This window comes from Roseinatronobacter ekhonensis, assembly GCF_900499075.1.
GTDB lineage: Bacteria > Pseudomonadota > Alphaproteobacteria > Rhodobacterales > Rhodobacteraceae > Roseinatronobacter > Roseinatronobacter ekhonensis.
Genome location: NZ_UIHC01000086.1, coordinates 1 through 6,534, shown reverse-complemented (window position 1 = coordinate 6,534; position 6,534 = coordinate 1). Strand labels below are relative to the sequence as shown.

Here is a 6,534-nt window from a genome sequence, read left to right as displayed (position 1 = left end):
TTTGCCCTGAAATAGAAGAATAGAAGATAGAAGAAGAGGAAGCCTGTGGATAACTCTGTGGATAACTCTGACATCGGTCGGAACGCAGATATATTTTCCACCTGGCCAAGCCATTGAAAACATAGGGCGGGGGGGTTCTTGTTACCGGGGCAATGGGGGGTAATGGGGCTCTTGTTACCCGTTATTACCCTTTATTATCAAGGGCCTATAAGCTGGGGGGTATTGCCAATCATATATAAAGTCTGCATCTTGTGCCCGTCCGGCATCGCTACGCTAGACATAGAGCGGCCCGCGCTCTGTTGAACCAAAAGCACGGGCCTAATTTTAACAACGTCCTGCAAAGACGTGCCGCTGTGTGTAAGATACTAATAGGCAATAGTGGCACCCTTTGCAAGACGGTTTAGGCACGAGAGGCCAAACCGATGCAAGATACGATACCACTCACAGACGCGCCCCGCGCGTTGGCAGCACACGGACTCGCCACGACATATCAACGCCTTTGGGGGGCTGTTGTGGCTGGCCAAGTGCCTGCTGAGCGCGTCGGCAAGCGCTGGCACGTCCGCGAAGCTGACTTGGCGGTCATCGCCAAAACCCTCAAGCGGGGGGTTTGATAATGACTTTTCAGACAATGCCCGCGGCTCAAGCCGTGACTATGCCTGCGCCGCCTGATGCGGGGACAATGCCGCTAACCACACAGCCTATCGTGATGAAAGGGCGCTGGATCGTCACTGACAAGCGCGGTGGCGACTGGCGGGTCGGACTGGTGGTTGATGACCATTACACACTCCTGCGCGTGATTCCGTTCGGGGCCACGAGGGTCACGGCGAACTGGCACGCCGGACGTTTAGCGAATGTTCTCAACGCGCAGCGGTGGCTTGGATGATGGATGGTTCATTTGAAACACCCGCCAAGGTGTCTATGCCAGCGCCGCGCGAATTCGATGCGCTAGGCTTTCTTGAAAACGTGTTCAACCGCGATCTATACGCGGCGTCGGATACCGAAAGCTTAGCCGTTGGATTGTTCGATCAACTGGCCAGGCCGTGGCCGCTTCGGGCGCTACGTAGTGCCGACACGCATTTCAGCTGCGCTCTGTTTGAGAATACGGGGCCCGTATTCCGGCGCGATAAAGAGCACTGGACCGGCGCAATCGGCGTTGTGCTGGATGACATAGGCGAGACGAAAAACGGTGTCCTTATGAAAGCGCCACCTGTTGAGCCTACGGCGATCATCGAGACAAAGCCCGGATCGCGCCAGTGGATTTACCTGTTCAACGGGATCGAGCGCGACCGGGAGGTAGTCGATACAATTCAGCGTAGCGCCATTGCTGGCGAGATGTGCGACCCCAACGCGGGCACCATCACGCGTATCACACGCCTGCCCGGTTCTCTTCCCGAGGGTAAAGAACACAAGGCGCGGATTGTTTGGGCTGACTGGACGCGGCGGTTTGATCCGCGCTCAATCATCGAAGATGTGTTTCAGGTGCCGCGTGTAGAAGCGCCCGCACAGCGGCCTGCACGGCCTGCCAACGTGCCACCTGCACCGCCTTCCCCGGCGTATGGTGAAAAAGCCTTGCAAGGTCAAATCGCAACTCTGTTGGCGGCACCGCCGGGCACACGGAACGCTGCGCTGAATATAGCGGCGCTCAAGCTAGGCCAGTTGGTGCCGGACGGGCATCTTTCCGAGAGCCTGATAATCGAGCGATTAACTGAGGCGGCGGCGGACATTGGGCAAAGTGCCTCAGAGGCCGCCGCAACGATCAAATCCGGAATGACCAAGGGAATGACTGAGCCGCGAGGGCCGGGTGGTGACGCGCTGGCACGGCTTGGCGCAGGGCCGCGCAACACGTTCCGCCATAATAGCCTGAGCCTGATCCGCGACGACAAAGACCGTCCTATCTGGAACGCGCACAACGCAATCGCCCTGCTGTTGCAACACGACGACTGGCAGGGTGTTCTGGCCTTCAACGAATTTACGGTCCGGCGCGTCCTGTTGCGTGCCGTGCCGGGGCAGGGCGGGGGCGTCTATCCGCGTCCACTTGAGGACGACGATTACACGGCAGCGCAGGCGTGGTTCAACAATAACGGCTTCCCCAAAGCATCAATGGAGATCGTGCGAGCTGCGGTGCGCAAGGTTTGCAGGCATCAAGCGTTCGATCCGTTGCGTGACTACCTGGACGGCCTGCAATGGGATGGCGCGCCCCGGCTGTCGTCGTGGCTGACGACATACTGTGGCGCTGAGCCGAGCGCCTACGTCTCTGAGGTTGGCCGTCGCTGGTGCATCTCTGCGGTGGCGCGGGGGTTCAAGCCCGGAGTCAAGGCCGACTGTATGATTGTGCTGGAAGGGGCGCAGGGACGGCGCAAGTCGTCGGCCTTGGCGGCACTGGCGGGCGAGGACTGGTTCTCTGATGCACTCCCTCAGATGGGCACAAAGGATGCGTCATCCTACCTGCGCGGCAAGTGGATTATCGAGGTGGCCGAACTTGAGGCTATGCGCAAGGAGATGGATGCAATCAAGGCGTTCATATCGCGCCAAGTCGAGAGCTACCGCCCTGCGTATGGTCGTGAAGATGTGTACGAGCCGAGGCGGTGCATCTTCGCTGGCAGCACGAACAAAGACGATTGGCAGCGTGACGAGACAGGCGGGCGGCGGTTCTGGCCAGTGAGGGTTGGCAGCATCGACGTTGACGCAATCGCGCGTGACCGTGGGCAGCTATGGGCCGAGGCGGTGCATCTCTATCGGGCTGGCGAACGCTGGTGGTTGGAAGGTGAGGAAGCCGACCAGGCGCAGGCGGAGGTGGCCGAGCGCAGGCCCGATGACCCGTGGCGTGCTGATATAGCGCGTGTCGTCGAGGGGCGGGCCGAGGTGACGACCAAAGAGGTGCTGCACGAACTGCACGTCTTGCCAGTCGATATGACGCCCCAACTCAGCAAGCGTGTTGCGCAGGAATTGGTGGCGCTGGGATGGGTGCGTGATGGGCGCGTGACCACAGGCCAGATGAAGGGGGCGGCACGCTATGTTCCGGGTGAGGCACAGTGAGGCACAGTGAGGCAGTGAGGCAGGTGAGGCATTTCCCCACACAACTTAGAAAAATGGCTAAGTGTATGATATATATAGGAACGTATGCGTGTGGGAAATGTTATGGAAAATGCCTCACCTGCCTCACTGCCTCACCGCGTCGGCCACGCCCACTGGGTGGCTCAGTAATTAACGGCACGATTCAGCAATTACTGGACACCCACGGGCACCCGCTGGCCACCCACGTTGGGGGAGCGCCACACAGCGCCCCAACGTGGTTTCATCCACGAGGATGTGGCAAGGCACCCACAGCGCCCGCACAGCGCCCGCACAGCGCCCCAACGTGGTTTCACTGCCCGGACATCCGCGAGGATGCGGCAAGGCACCCACAGCGGCCTGTCAGGGGGCGGGGCGGGCATTTTTCCCCACTAGGAAATCTTGAAAAACAATCGAAAGGAATCAATCCATGAAACACGGCGGCAAACGTCCAGGCGCTGGGCGTCCGGCTGGATCCCAGAACGCAGACACGGCGGCTATGCGGGCGGCGCTGTCGGGATTGCTGGAAGGGCAGGTGGCTGTCGCTATCGCGGCACTGGCAGACATCGCGCAGAACGGCACCAGCGAGTCGGCGCGGGTATCGGCGGCCTGTGCGATACTGGACAGGACACACGGGCGGCCACGGGCGGCACCAAACGCCGCGCCATTGCACGGCAAGCCCCCCGGCGCGTTCGATTTGGTCATCGGCAACTGGTAAGGCGCACCCGCCGCTTCCCACAATGAAGGGAAGCCTGCCCCTCGCACCCCCGCGCGCAGGGGCATCCGATGGTTGCGCTCTTCCAACTTGGAAGAGGGGGTCTCGCACCCCCGCGCGCAGGGGCATCCGTTTGGGCAGTGGCTGGTGAGTAACAACTTGCGACTCGCACCCCCGCGCGCAGGGGCATCCGTTTGGGCAGTGGGTAATCGAATCTGGTTTGTCTCAACTTGCGACAAAGGAAATATCGCGCGCAGGGGCATCCGGGTTGGTGAGTGTCAACTTGGCACACACAGACCCTCGCACCCCCGCGCGCAGGGGCATCCGTCAATATCCCCTTGGGCGAGTTGCCCAAGCACACCCGCCAAATGTTAGCGCTAACATCCGATAATGTCTATTATGTTAAATTTACAAAATTGAGGAGCATTTTTACACGCAGTGAAGCGTAAACAGCACCCGCGACATGCCGGGTGAGGGGATGAACTAGCACTTAACTGCATTGGCCCTCATAAAGCAAAATAGGCCCCATGTTACCCTCTGTGCTTGTTGGTGGGTTCACAGTGTAGCCTGATGGACAAATCCCTTGTTGACCGACCCATTGCCCGAGCGCTTGCCTGTCTTGCTCACGTTGTTGCGAAGGATCATCAACAAGGCCATCAAAAGCATTGGCCAGAATCGCAAATCGAAAAGTAGTTTTCCCACTAGGGCTTCTGGTCACGGAACCTGAACCTGCCATCAAATCAAGCGCTGCACCTGGATTTGTCATAAGCATTGCATTGGGCGTGCATGCAGCCAAAGCCCAAACAGCAGTAGCACTGAGGGTGAGTGATATTGCCTTCAACGTGCGCCCTTTCAGTTTCCAACCTAAGATCAGTAATGCTGGCCAGTGTTAAAGCGCGGCCACCAACGCTTCGACTTGGCATTATGCACGGGGGCAGCCAAGTGTCTAGGCCAGTCACCTCGAGGCATCCGGCAATTTATGGACACCCTAAAAGGGGGGGCATCGGCGCGCCTTAGGGGTATATTTAGGGGGATACAGTTCTGAGCACCTATCAAATATACCATATTTATAAGGCTAAAACGCGGATTAAATGGTGCCTAAGGTAGGCACCAACACCGATTTATCTCAAGTCACTACGCGAGCGGCATCACCACGGCCACCAGCGCCGGGGCTTGGCATCGGGTGGGGGCAACATCCGGCGCAGGTCATCGAGGTTTCGCTGTAGCAGGTCCACCTTTGCGCGCTCGGCATCAAGGGCGGCCTCAGCACGGGCAAGGCGGGCGGCCAAATCAGCGGCATCTAGCCCGGCTCGCTGGCCCGGTTCATCTCGGCTCACTTGATCCGGACTAGCACGGCTCACGGCCTTCTGTGGCGCTCTGGGCGCATACACCCGCGCAAGTTCGGCGGGGTCAATTTGCCAATGCCCGGCGTCGTTTTTCTCGGCGCTTATCTTTCCATCTGACAAGGCTTTTGTAAGCGTGGCACGGCTCACCTGATACAGTCTCACGGCATCGCGCGGCGATAGCTTGGGCATCACGGTTCGCCCATTGGCTTAGGTGGTTTCTGGCCCGGCTCAGTGCGGCCTATCTGGCCCGGCTCAGTGGTCCACACTAGACCGGGCGCGTTGGCCAAGCTCTCGGCCAGCCTGTAGCGCTCATCTGCGATAGTCTCCACCAGTCCGGCGCGGCGGGCGGTGCGGCCAACGCGCGGGCGGTCTAATTCACGTTGCGCCTTGGCCAGGTCGGCGGGGGCTTTCAAACCCCACGCCAGCCTGACACCCACAATCCGGCGGCCCCGCTTGATTGGCTCATATGCGGCACAAAACCCGGCAAGGTGGTTTATTTCGGCAATGGCTATATCGAGGGCGCGGCGCTTTACATCCTGCCATCTGGGCAAGGCATTGATCGGCACGCCCAACAGCGCGCGCAGGTCATCTAGGGCGATATCCTCAGACACCTTGCGCAGGTTGGCGCGCAGGCTCAGGAACAGATACAGGCGCAGGCTATACCGGCTCTCAAAGCTCAGCACAGCACGGCGCGACACAGCGGCCCAATGCGTGCTGTCGGCGATGACCCGGCGCAGGGCGGGCGAAAACTCAAACCGAATTTCGGCATCGTCGAGGCTGTCGGGTTCCCGTTCGACATCGCTCAGGATTGGCCCCGATTTGGTATATGGGCGCCCCTGGCGGCTCACCAGCTTGACGCTTACAACGGTGCTGTGCAGTTCCATCACGGCCTCGACCAGTTCATCGCGGCTCTTGTGGAAAGTCTCATTGAGCACGCTGTAGGGGATCCTGTGTTGCACCTGGTCGGCAACGGCAATTCCGGCCTCTTGAATCAACAGGCAAAACAGCTTGGCGGCGCGCAGGCTCAAGGTGTTTCCGGACACGAAGCGCAAGTCCACCAGCTCACCAGCCGCAACGATTGCATCCGGATCGGCGCGGTTCATCCGCACGGCGTCGAGGGTGGTTAGCTTGGCCATACAGGGACGCTAAAAGGGACGCGGCTCACAAGCAAGTCACCTCACCCGCGATTAGTCCCTTTTCACCCGCGATTAGTCCCTTTTCACCCGCGATTAGTCCCCGTAGTGCCGCGATTAGTCCCCGTAACCATACTTAAGCCATTGCCGCACAACAGTTTTTTTGCCCTGAAATAGAAGAATAGAAGATAGAAGAAGAGGAAGCCTGTGGATAACTCTGTGGATAACTCTGACATCGGTCGGAACGCAGATATATTTTCCACCTGGCCAAGCCATTGAAAACATAGGG

The 6,534-nt window shown here is 59.3% G+C and carries 7 protein-coding genes; 3 read left to right on the top strand and 4 right to left on the bottom strand.

All coding sequences use genetic code 11. The features are described from left to right. Positions 1-679 precede the first annotated feature (679 nt). From ROE7235_RS18280 to ROE7235_RS18270, 3 genes are all read left to right on the top strand, one after another. Complete coding sequence (locus tag ROE7235_RS18280) at positions 680-883, top strand: hypothetical protein (protein ID WP_147434266.1); 204 nt, start codon at positions 680-682, stop codon at positions 881-883. Further along, the gene (locus ROE7235_RS20440; protein WP_220669592.1) at positions 880-3,036 is read left to right on the top strand and encodes a virulence-associated E family protein; all 2,157 of its coding nucleotides are present in this window, start codon (positions 880-882) and stop codon (positions 3,034-3,036) included. Before ROE7235_RS18280 ends, ROE7235_RS20440 begins: the two co-directional genes overlap by 4 nt. Before the next feature lie 445 nt (positions 3,037-3,481). Continuing rightward, entirely contained in the window at positions 3,482-3,769 is a 288-nt protein-coding gene (locus ROE7235_RS18270) for a hypothetical protein (protein WP_121097179.1), read from the top strand. Between the two features lie 487 nt (positions 3,770-4,256). Here ROE7235_RS18270 and ROE7235_RS19985 read toward each other — a convergent pair whose 3' ends face one another. From ROE7235_RS19985 to ROE7235_RS20435, 4 genes are all read right to left on the bottom strand, one after another. Further along, positions 4,257-4,607, bottom strand: a complete 351-nt coding sequence (locus ROE7235_RS19985; RefSeq protein WP_147434265.1) for an acyl-CoA synthetase family protein — start codon at positions 4,605-4,607, stop codon at positions 4,257-4,259. A 307-nt stretch (positions 4,608-4,914) separates the two neighbouring features. Continuing rightward, complete coding sequence (locus ROE7235_RS20280; RefSeq protein ID WP_183073580.1) at positions 4,915-5,103, bottom strand: hypothetical protein; 189 nt, start codon at positions 5,101-5,103, stop codon at positions 4,915-4,917. Between the two features lie 197 nt (positions 5,104-5,300). Then, the gene (locus ROE7235_RS18260) at positions 5,301-6,248 is read right to left on the bottom strand and encodes a replication initiation protein (RefSeq protein ID WP_121097173.1); all 948 of its coding nucleotides are present in this window, start codon (positions 6,246-6,248) and stop codon (positions 5,301-5,303) included. Positions 6,249-6,331: 83 nt separating this feature from the next. Continuing rightward, positions 6,332-6,534 (bottom strand): hypothetical protein (locus tag ROE7235_RS20435; protein ID WP_220669591.1); only part of this gene is annotated, 203 nt, incomplete at its 5' end.

Coding starts and splice junctions, on each gene's coding strand:
- ROE7235_RS18260 (WP_121097173.1), bottom strand. CDS start 6,248: ATGGCCAAGCTAACCACCCTCGACGCCGTGCGGATGAACCGCGCCGAT.
- ROE7235_RS20440 (WP_220669592.1), top strand. CDS start 880: ATGATGGATGGTTCATTTGAAACACCCGCCAAGGTGTCTATGCCAGCG.
- ROE7235_RS18280 (WP_147434266.1), top strand. CDS start 680: ATGCCGCTAACCACACAGCCTATCGTGATGAAAGGGCGCTGGATCGTC.
- ROE7235_RS18270 (WP_121097179.1), top strand. CDS start 3,482: ATGAAACACGGCGGCAAACGTCCAGGCGCTGGGCGTCCGGCTGGATCC.